15 protein-coding genes are annotated in these 17041 nt (G+C 59.3%); 6 read left to right on the top strand and 9 right to left on the bottom strand.

Annotation, left to right across the window (positions count from 1 at the left end; translation table 11 throughout):
* Window position 1: 1 nt before the first annotated feature.
* From RTE01_RS10025 to RTE01_RS10005, 4 genes are all read right to left on the bottom strand, one after another.
* The gene (locus RTE01_RS10025; RefSeq protein ID WP_041146160.1) at window positions 2-817 is read right to left on the bottom strand and encodes a transglutaminase family protein; all 816 of its coding nucleotides are present in this window, start codon (window positions 815-817) and stop codon (window positions 2-4) included.
* On the bottom strand, window positions 814-1743 hold the full coding sequence (locus RTE01_RS10020; protein WP_134526626.1) for an alpha-E domain-containing protein: 930 nt from the start codon (window positions 1741-1743) through the stop codon (window positions 814-816). Before RTE01_RS10020 ends, RTE01_RS10025 begins: the two co-directional genes overlap by 4 nt.
* On the bottom strand, window positions 1737-3176 hold the full coding sequence (locus RTE01_RS10015) for a circularly permuted type 2 ATP-grasp protein (protein ID WP_041146162.1): 1440 nt from the start codon (window positions 3174-3176) through the stop codon (window positions 1737-1739). Before RTE01_RS10015 ends, RTE01_RS10020 begins: the two co-directional genes overlap by 7 nt.
* A gap of 199 nt (window positions 3177-3375) precedes the next feature.
* The gene (locus RTE01_RS10005) at window positions 3376-4275 is read right to left on the bottom strand and encodes an alpha/beta hydrolase (protein ID WP_141334961.1); all 900 of its coding nucleotides are present in this window, start codon (window positions 4273-4275) and stop codon (window positions 3376-3378) included.
* Window positions 4276-4506: 231 nt separating this feature from the next.
* Between RTE01_RS10005 and RTE01_RS10000 the strand changes: the two genes are divergently transcribed.
* Both RTE01_RS10000 and RTE01_RS09995 read left to right on the top strand, forming a co-directional pair.
* Complete coding sequence (locus RTE01_RS10000) at window positions 4507-6327, top strand: alpha,alpha-trehalase (protein ID WP_141334959.1); 1821 nt, start codon at window positions 4507-4509, stop codon at window positions 6325-6327.
* A 266-nt stretch (window positions 6328-6593) separates the two neighbouring features.
* The gene (locus RTE01_RS09995) at window positions 6594-8714 is read left to right on the top strand and encodes a TonB-dependent siderophore receptor (protein WP_041146165.1); all 2121 of its coding nucleotides are present in this window, start codon (window positions 6594-6596) and stop codon (window positions 8712-8714) included.
* Between the two features lie 92 nt (window positions 8715-8806).
* Here the strand turns inward: RTE01_RS09995 and emtA are convergent, their stop codons facing one another.
* Window positions 8807-9418: a membrane-bound lytic murein transglycosylase EmtA gene (emtA, locus tag RTE01_RS09990; protein ID WP_041146166.1), complete on the bottom strand. Its 612-nt coding sequence runs from the start codon at window positions 9416-9418 to the stop codon at window positions 8807-8809.
* A gap of 95 nt (window positions 9419-9513) precedes the next feature.
* On the opposite strand from emtA, the gene ldcA reads away from it, so the two are divergent.
* Together ldcA and RTE01_RS09980 are read left to right on the top strand one after the other, a co-directional pair.
* Window positions 9514-10428 (top strand): muramoyltetrapeptide carboxypeptidase, encoded by a 915-nt coding sequence (ldcA, locus tag RTE01_RS09985; protein ID WP_115192408.1) that lies wholly within the window; start codon window positions 9514-9516, stop codon window positions 10426-10428.
* A gap of 92 nt (window positions 10429-10520) precedes the next feature.
* Window positions 10521-12254, top strand: a complete 1734-nt coding sequence (locus RTE01_RS09980; RefSeq protein ID WP_041146168.1) for a potassium/proton antiporter — start codon at window positions 10521-10523, stop codon at window positions 12252-12254.
* Window positions 12255-12377: 123 nt separating this feature from the next.
* On the opposite strand, the gene RTE01_RS09975 is transcribed toward RTE01_RS09980, so the two are convergent.
* From RTE01_RS09975 to RTE01_RS09960, 4 genes are all read right to left on the bottom strand, one after another.
* Window positions 12378-13274: a type VI secretion system-associated protein TagO gene (locus tag RTE01_RS09975; protein ID WP_112166133.1), complete on the bottom strand. Its 897-nt coding sequence runs from the start codon at window positions 13272-13274 to the stop codon at window positions 12378-12380.
* Window positions 13275-13278: 4 nt separating this feature from the next.
* Window positions 13279-13611, bottom strand: coding sequence for a zinc ribbon domain-containing protein (locus RTE01_RS09970; RefSeq protein WP_117035270.1), 333 nt, complete (start codon window positions 13609-13611; stop codon window positions 13279-13281).
* 111 nt (window positions 13612-13722) lie between these two features.
* Window positions 13723-13971: an ogr/Delta-like zinc finger family protein gene (locus RTE01_RS09965; protein WP_101869126.1), complete on the bottom strand. Its 249-nt coding sequence runs from the start codon at window positions 13969-13971 to the stop codon at window positions 13723-13725.
* A gap of 45 nt (window positions 13972-14016) precedes the next feature.
* The gene (locus RTE01_RS09960; protein WP_141334957.1) at window positions 14017-15171 is read right to left on the bottom strand and encodes a phage late control D family protein; all 1155 of its coding nucleotides are present in this window, start codon (window positions 15169-15171) and stop codon (window positions 14017-14019) included.
* Window positions 15172-15323: 152 nt separating this feature from the next.
* Between RTE01_RS09960 and RTE01_RS09955 the strand changes: the two genes are divergently transcribed.
* The gene (locus tag RTE01_RS09955; RefSeq protein WP_134526635.1) at window positions 15324-16505 is read left to right on the top strand and encodes a phage tail sheath subtilisin-like domain-containing protein; all 1182 of its coding nucleotides are present in this window, start codon (window positions 15324-15326) and stop codon (window positions 16503-16505) included.
* Entirely contained in the window at window positions 16506-17021 is a 516-nt protein-coding gene (locus tag RTE01_RS09950) for a phage major tail tube protein (protein ID WP_134526638.1), read from the top strand.
* The last annotated feature ends 20 nt before the right edge of the window (window positions 17022-17041 follow it).

Genomic DNA, 17041 nt, shown 5'->3' with positions numbered 1-17041 from the left:
TCTATTGCTGCTGCGCCTGTTGAGGATGTTCGCGCACTTCAGCGTTGGTTAACATAACTTCCCCGCCGCCACCCAGACGGGTGCCGCGCACCGGACAGGCGTCAAGATAGTCCAGCCCGGTTGCCAGCCGCAGGTGCTGATTCAGGTTACGGGTATTATTGGTAATATCAAATGATTTCCAGCGCCCGTTGAGCCACACCTCCGCCCAGGCGTGCATCGCCACGTGCTGGGCGTTATCGCTATAAACATAGCCGCTAACGTAGCGCGCCGGGATCGCCATCGCCCGACAGCAGGCGAGGAAAACGTGAGTATGATCCTGGCACACGCCCTTCGATCGCGCGAAAGCGTCGGCGGCGGAGTCCTGCACCAGCGTCGCACCCGGCGAGTAGGGCATTCTGACCAGCAGCTCCGCCATCAGCTGATTGAGGCTCTCCTCCGGCTCGTCGGCGCGATAGAGGCCGTGGGCGAACTCACGGATCCGCTCGTCGGCGCGGGTCAGCGGCGTGCAGCGCAGGAAGACCAGCGGCGAAAGCAGCTCCTCTTCGTCTACCCCGCTCTCTTCGTCCTCCTGCGCGATATCGACGATCCCGCTGGCGCGGATCGCTATCTCCTTATGCGGGTTATCCAGCGTCAGCACGTGCAGCACGTTGCCCCACGCGTCGGTGGTCGCGATGCTGGCGCCGTCCGGCAGCGTCAGCGTCCAGGAGGTGATTTTTTGCCGACCGGAGCTGCGCGGCGTCAGGCGCAGGTACTGAGTCGAAAACTTGACTTCTTCATCGTAGCCGTAGCGGGTCAGGTGGTCGATAACCAGTTTCATAGCGCCTCCAGATAGGTTTGTCTGATGCTGTCGGACAGGGCGTTAATTCGCGCCAGCAGCCCGTTGAGGTAACTCTGCAGATCGGCGCTGGCCAGCTCTTCCCGGGTGCTGAAACGCAGATCGACGTTAAGCTGATGCGCCAGGCGCAGCGGCATATGGGAGCGATCGTTGGCGATATGCTCCAGCTGGCCGACCAGGTCAGAAATGGAGGCCCTGAGCGAGCGCGGGACGTCGTTGCGCAAAATTAGCAGCTCCATCACCGTCTCCCTGCTCACCGGCTGGCGGAAGATGCTGTTGTAGGCTTCGCGGGCGCTGACCGCGTTCAGCAGCGTGTCCAGCCGGTAGTACTCGCGCACCGGGTCCGGGTCGCTGCTCAGCTGCTGATCCTTAACCAGCAGCAGCTGGGTGGTGGCGTAGGCGCGTTCAATCAGCGTGCCGATGCCGATAAAACTGAGGGCGTCGTTGCGCAGCAGGGTGCCCAGCACCGCGCCGCGGAACAGGTGTACCCGCTCTTTTACCCACTCGAGGAAACCGTCGCTGCCGAGCTCGCTGATCCCCTGCTGGCGCAGCCTGCGCAGCTCAATGCGCGTCGCGTTAATACACTCCCATACCTCAGCAGAGAGGCTGCCGCGCACCGCGTGGGCGTTATTCCACGCCATCTCGACGCAGCTGTAGATGCTGCCGGGGTTGTTGCCGTCGAGGGCAAAAAAGTTGAACAGGTTGCCCATCGAGAAGCGCGCGTGGCGCTCCTGAAACAGCTCGTGGGTCTGCGACAGGTTCAGCGGCAGGGCCAGATCCCGCGCCTGCTGGCTATGGCGGGGGATCATCGAGAGTTTGCAGGTTACGTCGAGCACCCGGGCGTAGCTTTCCGCACGCTCCAGATAGCGCGCCATCCAGAACAGTTCACTCGCTGTACGACTTAGCATGATTCGTCATCCTCCATCACCCAGGTGTCTTTGGTGCCGCCGCCCTGCGATGAGTTCACCACCAGCGAGCCTTCCGTCAGCGCCACCCGCGTCAGGCCGCCGGGCACCAGGCGAATCTCCTGGCCGGAAAGCACGAACGGACGCAGATCGATATGTCGGGGCGACAGGCCGTCTTCGACGAAGGTCGGGCAGGTCGAAAGCGCGAGGGTATCCTGGCCGATGTAGTTGGCCGGGTTTGCCAGCAGGCGCTGGCGGAACGCTTCGCGCTCCTCTTTCGTCGAGCGCGGACCGACCAGCATGCCGTAGCCGCCGGCGCCGTGCACTTCCTTAACCACCATCTGCTCGAGGTTGTTCAGCACGAACTGCAGGTCTTCCGGCTTGCGGCACTGCCAGGTCGGGATGTTGTTGAGGATCGGCTGTTCGCCAAGGTAGAAGCGGATCATCTCCGGCACGAAGGGGTAGATCGATTTATCGTCGGCGACGCCGGTACCGATCGCGTTCGCCAGCACCACCCCGCCCGCCCGGTAGACCGACAGCAGGCCGGGAACGCCGAGCATCGAATCGGCGCGGAAGGCCAGCGGATCGAGATAGGCGTCGTCGACGCGGCGGTAGATAACGTCAACCCGCCGCGGCCCCTCGGTGGTGCGCATGTAGACCGCGCCGGCTTTAATAAACAGATCGGCGCTCTCCACCAGCTCAACCCCCATCTGCTGGGCAAGAAAGCTGTGCTCAAAGTAGGCGCTGTTAAAGCGCCCCGGCGTCATCACCACCACGCAGGGATCGTCCACGGGGGAGCTTTCGCGCAGGGTTTGCAGGAGATAGCCCGGATAGCGCTCCACCGGCGCAATGTGGTGCTGCTCAAACATCTCCGGGTAGAGGCGCATCATCATCTTGCGGTTTTCAAGCATATAGGAGACGCCCGACGGCGTGCGCAGGTTGTCCTCCAGCACGTAGTACTGACCGTCGCTGTTGCGCACCATATCGACCCCGGTGATGTGGGCGTAGATATTGTTGGGCAGATTAATGCCCTGCATGCAGGGCTGGTACTGCTCATTGGCCAGCACCTGTTCCGCCGGAATAATGCCGGCGCGCAGGATATTCTGCTCGTGGTAGATATCGTAAAGGAAGGCGTTCAGCGCCTTCACCCGCTGGCGGATGCCGCGATCGATGCGCCGCCACTCCGCGGCGGGAATAATGCGCGGTACGCTGTCAAAGGGGATCAACCGTTCGGTCCCCTCTCCTTCGCCATACACGTTAAAGGTGATGCCGATGCGGTGAAAAAGCAGCTCCGCCTGCTCTTTTTTTTGCCGGATAGAGAATTGATCGGTGTTGTGAAACCATTGCCACCAGGCGTTATAGTGCTGGCGCTGCTGTCCCTCGACGGTAAGCATCTCGTCATAATAATGCCCGTCAGGAAGCGTTATTTTTATCATGGCCGTCTCCTCCGGTTGTACTCACTTTGGGGTAACCCCAGGAAGAGATAAGCATTAATTATGCCAGATCGCGGCCGGTGACGGCGTTGTGCAAGCCCGCAGCCTCGCGCCGCCTGGCTGTGCAAAAAACAACCCGTTATTTTCCTTATATTTCGCCCGGTCTGCACCACGATGAGGCACGGCAAACCGCTTTGCGCCATTACGGCGAGAGCGCCTCCAGCCAGGTCGCATAGTGCCCCGGCCAGTCGACGGTTGGCGTCCCCGGACGCCCCATCGCAAAGCCGTGACCGCCGCTGGCGTAGCGATACAGGCTGACCGGCACCTGATGCTGGCGGCAGGCGTCAGCCATAATCAACGTGTTGTGCGGATCGGATACCGGATCGTCCAGCGCCTGGGTCAAAAAACAGGGCGGCGTCTGCCCGTTCACGTAGGTCTGCACCGACCAGGCGCGGTCAACTTCCGGCGAGGCGTGAGGCCCGGCGAGGATCCGGTGGGTGGCGGTGTGGCTGTAGGGCGGCTCCAGGGAAATAATCGGGTAGATCAGCGCCGCCCCGTCGGCGCGGGCGGGGAGCGCATCCGCCGCGTCGAGCGGCGGATAAGAGGCAAAATCGGCCCGGCAGGCGGCCATCCCCAGCAGGTGACCGCCGGCGGAAAAGCCCAGCAGGCTGGCCTTCCGTTCGCGCTGACGAATCAGGCGCAGCGCCCGCTGAGCATCCTGCAGCGGCGCCAGGCCCCCCGCCGCCCAGCCTTCGCCGGGAAGGCGGTAGCTCAGGACGTAGGCGGTGTAGCCGCGTGCCGTGAGCCAGCGGGCGGCAGGCCACGCCTCCATGGCCATTTCAATCCGCCGATAGCCACCGCCCGCGGCCACCAGCACGCCGTGGCCGTTGGGTACCGCCGGTCGCCATACCGTCAGCTGCGGCCGCGCTATCTGGCTAAGGGCGCCCCGGGCCGACAGCCGCACAGCGCCGCCAGGCCCGCCGCCCCCTGGCGCCACGCCGGGCCAGAGATTCAGGATCTCCTGCTGACCCTCGCCGGCGCCGGCGCGGCGGGCGGCCAGCAGCGCCGCGGCGCTAAACAGTAGAAAATGACGTCGGTTCACGGTTCGCTCCCCGGGCGCTTGTCGCCCGTCGTTACGGTAGCGCGATTTTAGCATAAAGCGGCGCCGCGCACGGCGCCCTTATTCGCCCGGCGGCGGCGCAGAATACAGGTAAATTATCTGTTTTCATCCAAAATGTTAGCTGCGACACGCGTAGCGGCAGATATTCGTCTAAGGTTTTCTGATGATCAATCGCAGTGGCAAAATCGTCTGTAATGATAAGGAGAACTACCCATGACGAGATCCGTTTCACGTCGCCCGGCAGCGCTGCCCTACGCGCTGCGTCTGGCGCTGGGAGGCGCCCTCTTTGCGCTGTCAGCGCTGGCGGCCCAGGCCGATGAGACAAAACCCGCCCCGCCGCAGTCGCCGGATATTCTGTTAGGCCCGCTGTTCAACGATGTGCAAAGCGCCAAACTCTTCCCCGATCAGAAAACCTTCGCCGACGCGGTACCGAACGGCGATCCGCTGATGATCCTCGCCGACTACCGGATGCAGAAAAATCAGGCCAGCTTCGACCTGCGCCACTTCGTCGAGCTCAACTTCGCGCTGCCAAAAGATAACGACACCTACGTCCCGCCCAAGGGCCAAACCCTGCGCCAGCATATTGACGGCCTGTGGCCGGTGCTAACCCGCAGCACCGTCGAGGTCGAGAAGTGGGATTCGCTGCTGCCGCTGCCCAAGCCTTACGTCGTCCCGGGCGGCCGTTTTCGCGAGGTCTACTACTGGGATAGCTACTTCACCATGCTGGGCCTCGCCGAAAGCGGGCACTGGGATAAAGTGGCCGATATGGTGGCCAACTTCGGCCACGAGATCGATACCTGGGGACACATCCCCAACGGCAACCGCAGCTACTACCTGAGCCGGTCGCAGCCGCCTTTCTTCCCGTTTATGGTGGAGCTGCTGGCGACCCACGATGGCGATCGGGCGCTGAAAGCCTGGCTGCCGCAGATGGAGAAGGAGTACCAATACTGGATGGAGGGCGCCGATGCGCTGTCGCCGGGCAAAGCCAATAAGCGGGTGGTGCGCATGGAAGACGGCGCGCTGCTGAACCGCTACTGGGACGACAACGACACGCCGCGCCCGGAGTCCTGGCTCGATGACGTGACCACCGCCAAAAACAACCCCAACCGCCCGGCGACCGAGATCTATCGCGATCTGCGCTCCGCCGCGGCCTCCGGCTGGGACTTCAGCTCCCGCTGGATGGATAACCCGCAGCAGCTGGGCACCATTCGCACCACCAGCATCGTTCCGGTCGATCTTAACTCGCTGATGTTCCGCATGGAGAAAACTCTCGCCCGCGCCAGCAAAGCCGCCGGCGATAGCGCGAAGGCGGCGCAGTACGACGCGCTGGCCAACGACCGCCAGAAGGCGCTGGAGAAATACCTGTGGAATGACAAAGAGGGCTGGTACGCCGATTACGATCTTAAAAGCCACAAGGTGCGCAATCAGCTCACCGCCGCGGCCCTGTTCCCGCTGTACGTCAACGCCGCCTCCAGCGAACGGGCGGCCAAAGTTGCCGCCGCGACGCAGTCTCGCCTGCTGAAACCGGGCGGTTTAACCACCACTACCGTCAACAGCGGCCAGCAGTGGGATGCGCCGAACGGCTGGGCGCCGCTGCAGTGGGTGGCTGCCGAAGGGCTGCAGAACTACGGCCAGCAGAAAATCGCGATGGAGGTGAGCTGGCGGTTCCTCAGCAACGTCCAGCACACCTATGACAGCAAGCAGAAGCTGGTGGAAAAGTATGACGTCAGCTCAACCGGCACCGGCGGCGGTGGCGGCGAGTATCCGCTGCAGGACGGCTTCGGCTGGACCAACGGCGTGACCTTGAAAATGCTCGACCTGGTGTGCCCGAAAGAGAAGCCTTGCGATTCGCTCCCGGCGGCGCGACCGGCGGCAAACGACAGCGCCGGCGGCACGGCTAAAGCGGTACCCGCCGCCAAGCCAGCGGCGAACGACAGCGCTGGCGGAACGGATAAAACGGCACCTGCCGCTAAGCCAGCGGCGAACGACAGCCCTGGCGAAACGGGTAAAGCGGCGCCCGCCGCCGCGCATTAACCCTCACCGCACCCGGCCTGCGCGTGGCTACCAAATCTGGTAGGCACGCGCGCTGGCCCTCACGCCCTCCTCCCCCGCACGCCGCGCCTGTACCGATAAATACCATATTTATCATCAGGTTTTACTTTCCTGCGCGCGAATTACATCTTGATAACGATAAGATAAACAATAATAATTCGTATTACTTTATGACGAAAATTGACACTTTCGCTTTTTCTCGCGGCGGCGTACAGGAGTACCAGGCTGCGTAACATCAGGATTATGCAATGATCGCTCGCGTCACCTTCAAACGCTCCGCCTTACTGTGCGCCCTCGCTACCGCTTTCCCTCTCGCAGGCCTTGCGGAAGAAACGGTCGTGGTTACCGCCCAGCCGGTCGACTCCGCCAGCACGCCCACCGTGGGCTATAGCGCAAAGACCTCCGCCGGAGCCACCAAAACCGATCAGCCGCTGATTACTACCGCCCAGTCGGTGTCGGTTATTACCCGGCAGCAAATGGCCGATCAGGGCGCGAATACGATTAGCCAGGCGCTGCAGTACACGCCAGGCGTCTACTCTAGCTTTGGCGGCGGCGCGACGCGTTTTGATACCGTCTCCCTGCGCGGCTACCACGGCGGCGACGTGGATAACCTGTTCCTCGACGGCATGCGCCTGATGAGCGACGGCGGGAGCCATAACGTCATTCAGGTCGATCCGTGGTTTATCGAACGGGTGGACGTTATCCGCGGCCCCTCCTCCGCGCTGTACGGGCAAAGCGTGCCGGGCGGCCTGGTCAACCTGACCTCGAAGCGCCCGCAGTTCACCTCTGAAGGTCATTTCCGCCTCAGCGGCGGAACGCAAAATACCAAAGGCGCCGCCTTCGACTATACCGATGCCATAAACGACCAGTGGGCCTATCGGATTATCGGCATGACGCGCTCCAGCGATACCCAGTATGACAACTCCCGCGAAGAGCGTTACGCCATTTCGCCGTCCCTGCTCTGGCAGCCGGATAGCGACACCTCGCTGCTGCTGCGCGCCTATCTGCAAAAAGATCCGTCGGGCGGCTATCACGGCTCGCTGCCGCTGGACGGCACCCGCTACGCGCACAACGGGCGCAAGCTCTCCACCAGCACCAACGAAGGCGATCCGTCCGATGGCTATCAGCGTCGCGAGCAGATCTACAGCTATGAGTTTAATCACCAGTTCAGCGACGTCTGGTCGGCCTACTCCGCCGGCAGCTATACCCACACCAACGTCTCGTTAGATCAGGTGTATCAGGTGGGCTGGGTTGACGATAGCAATATGCTCTCTCGCGGCTACAGCGGCTCGCGCGGCTCGCTGGACGCGTGGTCTACGGATAACCGCCTGCGCGCCGATTTTAATACCGGCGAGCTGGCGCATACCCTCATCCTCGGCGCGGAATATCACCGCTTCCGCAACGATTTATGGACCGGAGCCGGCAGCGCCTCGCCGCTCGATCCGTTTAGCGGCTATACCGCCCAAACCGGACATACCGTCACCTACAGCGACAACAATAACCGCCGCTACTATCAAACCGGGCTCTATCTGCAGGATGAGATGGTGTGGAATCGCTGGCATCTGGATCTCTCCGGCCGCTACGATCGCATCGTTTCCCAGCAGGTCAGCGACACGTTCGGCACCTCGAGCCGCCGTTCGGATGACCATATCAGCGGCCGCGCCTCCCTGCTGTACGCTCTGGAAAACGGCCTCTCGCCGTACCTGAGCTACAGCCAGGCCATTACCCCGGCAATGCTGCCGGGAGCCGACGGCACCCTGCTTAAACCGACGACCGCGGAGCAGGTCGAAGCGGGTCTGAAGTTCCAGCCGCCGGGCAGCGCCGATATGTACAGTATCGCTATCTATGATTTAACCCAGAAAGACGTGGCCACCCGCGATCCGAATATCGCCACCGCGACCTTTGTTCCGGCCGGGAAGGTGCACTCTCAGGGCGTCGAGCTGGAGATGCATAACCAAATTACGCCGCAGCTGAGCACCATCGCCTCCTATACCTGGAACCGCCTGCGCTTCCAGGAAACCAGGGACGGCACCAACGATAATACGCCGCAGCTCTCGCCGGATCAGATGGCTTCCTTCTGGGCGCGCTATCAGTTCCCGGCAGGGATCAGCGCCGGTGCGGGGGTTCGCTATATTGGGAAACAGTGGGCGGATGATGCCAATACCGAGCGTCTGCCGTCGGTGACCCTGCTGGATGCCATGGTGCGGGCGGATCTCGGCGTCTGGTCGCCGTCGCTGAAAGGGGCGTTCGTGCAGGTGAATGCGAATAACCTCAGCGACCGGGAGTACCTCTCCGGCTGCTACGGAACCGGCAACTGCTACTGGGGCGCGGAGCGCAGCGTGACGGCCACCGTCGGCTACGATTTCTAAGCTCTGGTCTAAAACGCCGCGCCTGCGGGCGACAGAATCACGCGTTCTGTCGTCCCGCTAAGCGCGGCGCGAGTGGCGCAAGGCGGCGATGATTACATCGCGTCCAGCGCTTTCTGCAGCTTCCAGATATAGCGCGGCGCCTGCGGAGCCGGATGCTTTTTCGCTACGTGCTCGAAGAAGTCGTCGGCATCCATATCATTGATCTCGTCAATCGCGTCCTGGCGGTTCGACGAGAAGGTGCGCAGCAGCGCGCCGGCGCCGTTGGCGTAGGAGACCACCACCGCGTAGCGCATCACCTGCGGATCTTTAATCCCGGCCAGCGGACCGTTCTCAAGAATGCTCAGATAGGCCGCGCCCATCGAAATATTGCGCTCCGGGTTTTTCAGCTCGCTCACCGACGGCTCGCCGCGCCAGCCCATGCGCTGGTAAACATCGCGCCCGGAGGTCGAAGGCTTCAGCTGCATCAGGCCAACCGCGCCGGATTTACTCACTACCGTGGGATTACCGCCGGACTCAATGGCAATAATCGCCGTCACCAGCTGTGGGTCAACGCCCCACGCCGCGCCGGCTTTTTCGCTGATTGGCATCCACTGCATCGCCCGCTTCACCGGAACCTCGGCGTTCCACGGCGGATTGCGGTAATCATGTTTCGAGCTACAGCCGGCCAGGAACACAAATAAAAAAACGCACCATCTCAATTTCACACATCTATCCTTATTGGCTGAAGTTTGCTGCCTGGAGATGACAATAATCGCTCCAGGCGGCATGATAACCCTTTCATTCTTAGCAAGGAATTGTCATGTCCCAGTTTTATCTGGTCGCCCCCTCAGGCTACTGCACCAACCAGCAGGCGGCGGCCCGCGGCGTCAGCCGTCTGCTGGAAGCAGGACACCAGGTGATGAACCAGCAGGTCATTACCCGCCGACAGCAGCGCTTTGCCGGGACTGAGCAGCAACGCCTGGACGATATCAACCAGCTCGTCACCCTCGACGGCAGCAACCGCATCGTCATGCCGGTACGCGGCGGCTACGGCGCCAGCCGTCTGCTCCCGCATATCGACTGGCAGGGCCTGACCGCGCGCCAGCGGCAGGACCCGCTGCTGATCTGCGGCCACAGTGATTTCACGGCGATCCAGCTGGGTCTGCTGGCAAAGGGTAGCATAATCACCTTCAGCGGGCCGATGTTGGCAGGTAACTTTGGTGCAGAAACGCTGGATCCGTTCACGGAATTTCACTTCTGGCAGGCGCTGAGCAGCCCGCAGTTTACCCTCGAATGGGACGGCGACGGTCCGGAGTGCCGCGCGCAGGGCACGCTGTGGGGCGGTAACCTGGCGATGCTCACCTCGCTTATCGGCACGCCGTGGCTGCCGCAGATTGCCGACGGCATTCTGGTACTGGAAGATATCAACGAACATCCGTTCCGCGTCGAGCGCATGCTGCTGCAGCTGCTACATAGCGGCATTCTTGCGCGCCAGCGGGCGATTATCCTCGGCAGCTTCAGCGGCGCCGCGCCCAACGATTACGACGCCGGATACGATTTACCGGCGGTCTACGCTTACCTGCGCGCGCAGCTCGCTATTCCGCTGATCGACGGCTTAGATTTCGGCCACGAGCAGCGCACCGTCACCCTGCCGCTCGGCGCGCGGGCGCTGCTGGTGAACAATGCGGCCACCACCACCCTCACGCTGAGCGGCCATCCGGTGCTGACGGAATAAAATTTTCCGTGACACATTTCCGGATCCCCCGCGGATGGTTAATATGTTGTCAATTTCTCAAAGTCTTCATACGCGTAAGGAGTGCATGAACATTGGATGCCGGTGCGGTTATTAGTCTGTTTATTCTGGGTTCTGTATTAGTAACCTGTAGCATTTTATTGAGTTCCTTTTCCTCACGTCTCGGCATTCCGATTCTGGTCATCTTCCTGGCTATCGGCATGCTGGCGGGCATTGACGGTATCGGCGGCATCCCTTTTGACAACTACCCTTTCGCCTATATGGTGAGTAACCTGGCGCTGGCGGTGATCCTGCTGGACGGCGGGATGCGCACCCAGGCCAGCTCCTTTCGCGTGGCGCTGTGGCCCGCGCTTTCGCTGGCCACCGTCGGGGTACTGATCACCTCCTGCCTGACCGGGCTGATGGCAGCGTGGCTGTTTCATCTCAACCTGATTGAGGGGATGCTGATCGGCGCGATTGTTGGCTCTACCGACGCCGCGGCGGTCTTCTCCCTGCTCGGCGGCAAGGGCCTCAACGAACGCGTCGGCTCAACGCTGGAGATCGAATCCGGCAGCAACGATCCGATGGCGGTATTTCTAACCATCACGCTTATCGAGATGATTCAGCAGCACGAAACCGGCCTCAGCTGGATGTTTGCGGTCCACATCGTGCAGCAGTTTGGCCTCGGGATCGTCATCGGCCTCGGCGGCGGCTATCTGCTCCTGCAGATGATAAACCGCATCGTGCTGCCGACCGGCCTCTATCCTCTGCTGGCACTGAGCGGCGGAATTATGATTTTCGCCGTCACCACCTCGCTGGACGGCAGCGGCATCCTGGCGGTCTATCTGTGCGGCTTCCTGCTCGGCAACCGGCCGATTCGCAACCGCCACGGCATTCTGCAAAACTTCGACGGCCTGGCGTGGCTGGCGCAAATCGCCATGTTCCTGGTGCTCGGCCTGCTGGTGACGCCGTCGGACCTGTGGCCGATTGCGATCCCGGCGCTGCTGCTGTCGATGTGGATGATTTTTATCGCCCGTCCGCTGTCGGTCTTCGCCGGCCTGCTGCCGTTTCGCGGGTTTAATCTGCGCGAGCGCATCTTCATCAGCTGGGTGGGGTTACGCGGCGCGGTACCGATTATCCTCGCCGTATTCCCGATGATGGCCGGGCTTGAGAATGCGCGCCTGTTCTTCAACGTCGCCTTCTTCGTGGTGCTGGTCTCGCTGCTGCTGCAGGGCACCTCGCTGTCGTGGGCGGCGAAAAAAGCGCGGGTGGTGGTCCCACCGGTCGGCTGGCCCATTTCCCGGGTCGGGCTGGATATCCATCCGGAGAATCCGTGGGAGCAGTTCGTCTATCAGCTCAGCGCCGATAAATGGTGCGTCGGCGCGGCGCTTCGCGATCTGCATATGCCGCCGGAAACGCGCATTGCCGCCCTGTTTCGCGATAACGCGCTGCTGCACCCCACCGGCAGCACCCGCCTGCTGGAGGGCGATATTCTGTGCGTGATCGGCCGCGAGCGCGACCTGCCCGCGCTGGGTAAGATGTTCAGCCAGTCGCCGCCGGTAGCGCTCGACCAGCGCTTCTTCGGCGACTTTATTCTTGACGCCAGCGCCAGGTTTGCCGACGTCGCGCAAATTTACGGCCTCGACGGCGGAGAAGAGTATCGCGATCGCCAGCTGTCGCTGGGCGACGTGGTGCAGCACCAGCTCGGCGCGGCGCCGGTCGTGGGTGACCAGGTTGAGTTTGCCGGCATGGTGTGGACGGTCGCGGAAAAAGAAGAGGACCACGTTCTGAAGGTGGGCGTTCGCGTTGCGGAAGACGAGGCGGAGTGATCCGCCTCAGAAATAACATTAACTTACTGATATTTATTATTTTTTAAAAATTACGATCCACATAAAGACCACACTAAGCAGAAGCCACGGCCTGCCGTGGCTTACCCTGATTGACTGTTAGCTCTATTTCCAGCCGCAGGCTTGCTGTAGGGGTTTCAATGCGCTATTGAGTCCAGCCAGATCGAATGTTACGGACACGGGGCTTTCGTTGTAAGGAGTTATCCTGGCGAACATCTTATCGGCTTTCATTAGGGCTTTAACAAAATCAATATCTCGCCCGCTATAGAAAACTGCCTTTGTATCGGTAGATATCGACCAGCTTCTTTCCACGGCTTTTTGCTTATCAAGCCGATAAAGCATGCTCGTTTCTTCTAACCCCAAGTACACATCCCAATTAATGAAGACTTCAGTTTTCTTTTCCCGGCAAGCTACAAAAATCGTCGGTGTAACCGTTTCACCGTATGGGGTTCTAATGGAATCATTGCTAGGTAGCATTAAAACCACGTTTTTTGAGTCATCAACTGGAGATGTTGTTATATGGGTCAACCATTTTCCAGGGTTCGAGACTGGCTCTACTGCGGTGGATACAACCTCTTCTGTTGCATCTTGAGGGAAAAGCTTGTCATAGCACGCTAATCGTTTAGTGCCATTTATTTCTGAGCGGCACACGATGACCTTGTCTTTACTGATCGTCTCGATCTTGCCAACCTCTGCGACTGAAGATGCGGTTTTAGCTGAGCTAACAGGTTTAAAGGTTGGCGAGAAAAATCTGTCATAGCAGGTCAGACGCCTCTCATCCGTTTTTTCATCAGGGCATTGCTCTCTACTTTCAAATTTTTTAACAATCTTCGTTCGCGTAGGTGGAATTGAATTATCGTAACAAGAAAGACGCTGAGAGCTATCCTCCATAGTTCGGCACTGAAGAACCCCTTTAAAGTCCCTTGGCTCCTCCTGAGCATGAGTAGCCAAAGAAACGGAGGCTGCTAAAAATGTCGCAATGAAAACAAAACTTTTCTTCATGAGATCATCCCTTTGGTCTCGTAAGAAACACCAGTATTCCAATGACTACGTCGCCGATAACCCAAATCGTTCCAATGGCCATCATCCCTAAACCGGCTCCTAAAGCGGCCCCCGCCCTTTCCGCTTCCGATGTTGCATTGTTAATGACTTCACCGGTTCCACCTAACCCCTTAAAAAGGGCGTAGATCATGAAGATATTAAATAGAATAAAGAGCCATTTTATTAATACCCCAAAAATTGAGCGTCGCGGTTTTCTTAGTTGTTTACCACATGACGGACACCTCAACGCTGAATCACTCACTTCCTTCCGGCATTCCGGGCAGCTAACTAAAGCCATAGCAATCATCCCCATCGTTACTTATTAATTTTCATTTGTTACAAAACATTTTGATTTTATCGGATTATTCTGAGTTAACAAGAGATAGACCCCGCATATGCGGGGCCTATTTTAAACTGCGAGGCTAAGCTGATCGTTTCCATAATGCGAAGCGGGGAACGCATCTGAAGGGATAAAACCAGGTGGCAACTTTTCGCGATGGCCGCGTTTTGTTACCAGTTTTTCAACGCTATTTAGCGTGGTAAAAGTGATGCTGCATTCAAAGTTCTGGCACTGATGATAATGCCGAACGGTGGTATTACTTAACGGACGACTGGTGCGCGTTTTCGCAACGGCACCACAGATAGGACACTTAAACATGATGGCCTCCCGGGGCGGGAGTTGAACTCGCTCATATTATGGCCGCTAACCCTCACTTTCTGCAATCCATTCAGGTATTTTCGCTTCAAGCTCAAGCCGTGTTTGAAATCCGTTATCGTCGATAGAGTGTGTGGCCTTTGCGATTATCCAGTCCTGATTATCTATCGCCCCTTTAAACCCGGTTACTGTGCCGTGCATTTCCGGGTAAAGATCTGCGCGGCCATAGGCCAGTGTTAAATTAAACTCAGCTGCGCCTCGCTGGAGCTGTTGCCACTTTGCGGCGGCCGCGCGCTGCGCCGCTATTTCGCTACTGTAGGTTGTCCGCAGCACAAAAACGTTGCCGTCTTCACCTGCAATATAATCCCCTTCCCGGCTGCTGCTGCGTGGCTTTTTCTCGGCGGTCTTTTTGCGCTTTCTGACGGTGACCTTTTTCTTTTTTCCGAAGTCCAAATCCAGCCAGTACGCCTGTACGCCGGTATATGCATCACGGTCAGCGATGCGGAAAGAGTGTCGATCCCCGCTGCTGCGCGTGATAGCGAACTCAGGTAGCGCCTTGCCGTTCGCGCTGACTCCGCCGCCGGGCAGGATAAATAACAGGCATCCGTTTTTTACCGTGGCGATGGACCCCAGAATATCCGCCATGCGAGTCAAAAATGACATGTCGCTTTCCTGGGTCTGGTCTGCGTGGTCGATCTCGGCACTCATCAGCTGCTCAGATATGATCGGCTTCAGCTTGTAGCGGTGGGCGATGGCCGACACGATGCGCTCCACGGTGACGTCGTGCCACGACACCTCGCGTTTAACGTTGAATTCATCCCGAAAATCAGCGCTCCGGGCGGTAATGTCGATACGGTCTGGCGGGCCTGAATGGGACACCTCGTCAACAATATAAATCCCCTTGTATATCAGTGGCACTCCCAGCCATCCCAGCGACACGGATAGCTCCGCGCCACGCGGCGGCAACGCAATATCACCCTGGCTATCGTCAACGGAGATCGTTAGCTCATCGGCATTAAATCCGCGGTTGTCCGTCAGCTCCAGTGAGATCAATTTCTCATCCAGCACGGTCAACGCCTTGCCGCCCATCAGGACATTGAGCGCCGGGATGCGCGACAGTTCATCCTGATAGGCTTTAAAGTCCCTGGCGCCTGTATCAAGCAGGCTTTTTACTTTGTCGATTGCGTCTGTATTCAGCACCATGATCACCCCTCTGGCGCTGATAGTTCCATGCGCGCGCGAAGCTGGCGACGGCTTTTTGTTGTCACGGAACGCTCACAACCAGCGGCGCAAGACGACGCCGGAAAATTTAGGGATTATCACCCCGAACTCACTCAACATGATGGCGGTAGAGTATGACCGACAACTTTTTCCACGGGGCGCGCACTAAAGAAGACACCGACCTCCAGACCGCGATCAACGACGTTGACTCGACGGTTATTGGCCTGGTCGCGGTTGCTGAAGATGCCGACCCTCTCGCCTTTCCACTAAATACGCCGGTACTTATCACGCGGGTGATTAGCGTGCTGGGTAAGGCCGGCAAAACCGGCTCTCTGTATAAATCGCTGAAGGCCATTTCCGACCAGGTTAGCACCCGCGTAATCGTCGTTCGCGTCGCGGAAGCTAAAGCCGGAGAAAATGAGCCAACGCAATCGCAGCTCGTTATTGGCGGCACTCAGGCCGACGGGAGCTATACCGGTATGTATGCACTGCTGACGGCAGAGCAAAAAACCGGATACCGTCCGCGCATTCTCGGCGTGCCGATGTACGACACCGAAGAGGTGACCGCGCAACTGCGTGTTATCGCGAAGCAGCTGCGGGCGTTCTCATACAGCTACTGCGACGGCTGCGACACCATTGCGGAGACTAAAACCTACCGCGAGACGTTTGCGGAGCGTGAAGGCATGCTGATCTGGCCGAACTTCATCGCCTATAACCCGCTGACCGGTGACAACGAGGAATTCCCCGCCGTCGCTTATGCGCTGGGTCTGCGTGCGCTGATCGACAACGAGCAGGGCTGGCATAAATCGCTGTCCAATGTGGCGGTTAAGAATGTGCTGGGGATTTCCAAAGACGTGTTCTGGGCGTTGCAGGCGGAAGATTCCGACGCCAACGAGCTGAACGCCCACGAAATCACCACGCTGATCAAGCGCGACGGCTTCCGGTTCTGGGGCAGCCGCACCACCGACACCGAAGAATATATCTTCGAGGTGTACACCCGAACAGCACAGATCCTCGCCGACAGCATCGCGGAAGCGCAGTTCACCACTGTAGATACCCCGCTGACCCCGGCAAACGTGAAAGACGTGGTGAGCGGGATTAACGCCAAACTTCAGGCGCTGGTCACCGCGGGCAAATTGATTGGGGCCAACTGCTGGTTTGATATCGTCGACAACCCAACCACTGGCCTGCGCCAGGGTAAGGCGGTCGTGCGCTACAACTACAGCCCGGTGCCGCCGCTGGAAGATTTGACGCTGATCCAGACCTTCACCGATCAGTATTACGAACCGGCTTTTGCATCGCTGGGAGGTGCGTAAATGGCTATTCCTAAAAAACTCCGGCTGTTTACCCTCTTTGTTGACGGGGAAAACTTCATCGGGAAAGTACCTAGCGTCACGCTCCCGAAGCTCACCCGGAAAACGGAAGACTACCAGGGCGGCGGCATGCTCGGCGCGGTAGCGGCCGATCTCGGCTTAGATGCCGGCGCGCTGGATGCGACGATGATTGTTGGCGGTGTGGTCGAAGAGCTGATCCTGAAATGGGGTGGCGATATCGACGAATTGCGCTTGCGCTTCGTGGGTGAGATTTACAGCGGCGGAAGCAGCTCATTGCTGGAAGTCGAAATGCGTGGGCGCATCACTGAGATTGATCCGGGTGAGGCGAAACAGGGTGATGATACTAACCACACCTACGCCATCAAAAACACCTACTACAAGGAGTCGGTAGACGATAAGCCGCTGCTGGAAATCGACCTGCTGAACTTTATCTACAAGCGCAACGGCAACAGCCTCTACCCGGATCGCATTGCGTCCGCGCTGGGCCTCGGCCAGTAACCCTCTCGTTTTTCACTATC

The sequence above is a fragment of the Klebsiella terrigena genome, assembly GCF_006539725.1.
GTDB lineage: Bacteria > Pseudomonadota > Gammaproteobacteria > Enterobacterales > Enterobacteriaceae > Klebsiella > Klebsiella terrigena.
Note: the sequence above shows the minus strand (reverse complement) of the source record. Positions and strands in the feature narration are given on the sequence as shown.

Coding starts and splice junctions, on each gene's coding strand:
- RTE01_RS10025 (WP_041146160.1), bottom strand. CDS start 817: ATGAAACTGGTTATCGACCACCTGACCCGCTACGGCTACGATGAAGAA.
- RTE01_RS10020 (WP_134526626.1), bottom strand. CDS start 1,743: ATGCTAAGTCGTACAGCGAGTGAACTGTTCTGGATGGCGCGCTATCTG.
- RTE01_RS10015 (WP_041146162.1), bottom strand. CDS start 3,176: ATGATAAAAATAACGCTTCCTGACGGGCATTATTATGACGAGATGCTT.
- RTE01_RS10000 (WP_141334959.1), top strand. CDS start 4,507: ATGACGAGATCCGTTTCACGTCGCCCGGCAGCGCTGCCCTACGCGCTG.
- RTE01_RS09995 (WP_041146165.1), top strand. CDS start 6,594: ATGATCGCTCGCGTCACCTTCAAACGCTCCGCCTTACTGTGCGCCCTC.
- ldcA (WP_115192408.1), top strand. CDS start 9,514: ATGTCCCAGTTTTATCTGGTCGCCCCCTCAGGCTACTGCACCAACCAG.
- RTE01_RS09975 (WP_112166133.1), bottom strand. CDS start 13,274: ATGAAGAAAAGTTTTGTTTTCATTGCGACATTTTTAGCAGCCTCCGTT.
- RTE01_RS09970 (WP_117035270.1), bottom strand. CDS start 13,611: ATGGCTTTAGTTAGCTGCCCGGAATGCCGGAAGGAAGTGAGTGATTCA.
- RTE01_RS09965 (WP_101869126.1), bottom strand. CDS start 13,971: ATGTTTAAGTGTCCTATCTGTGGTGCCGTTGCGAAAACGCGCACCAGT.
- RTE01_RS09960 (WP_141334957.1), bottom strand. CDS start 15,171: ATGGTGCTGAATACAGACGCAATCGACAAAGTAAAAAGCCTGCTTGAT.
- RTE01_RS09955 (WP_134526635.1), top strand. CDS start 15,324: ATGACCGACAACTTTTTCCACGGGGCGCGCACTAAAGAAGACACCGAC.
- RTE01_RS09950 (WP_134526638.1), top strand. CDS start 16,506: ATGGCTATTCCTAAAAAACTCCGGCTGTTTACCCTCTTTGTTGACGGG.